At 65.5% G+C, this 281-nt stretch carries 1 protein-coding gene; it reads right to left on the reverse strand.

What is annotated here, in order from left to right:
• Positions 1-281: FAD-dependent oxidoreductase (locus tag SCA31_RS23025; RefSeq protein ID WP_410699357.1), on the reverse strand; the 281-nt coding region annotated here is incomplete at both ends.

Below are 281 nucleotides of genomic sequence, written 5' to 3' on the forward strand. Positions count from 1 at the left end.
GGTACACACCGCCGGCAGAGACGGCATCGGTGCCCGACGATAATCCGTCTTCTCTTTGTGTTGCCCCAATGACCACCGTTCCGTCATCCCGGGGAACGATGTAAATGGGCACGCCACGGACCACTCCCCGGACGGTTGAGGTGACCAAAGGCCGGAGGTGCTCCGGCACCCGAAGCCTGAGGATATCGCCATACACAGGACGCAGCGGCAGTGTCAGCCCGTCCGGGAGTCCGGGGAACTGCCGGGCGCCCAGCCCGTTGGCCAGCACCGTCTCTTCCGCC

The organism is Chryseobacterium sp. SIMBA_028, from assembly GCF_046535285.1.
Taxonomy (GTDB): Bacteria; Bacteroidota; Bacteroidia; order Flavobacteriales; family Weeksellaceae; genus Chryseobacterium.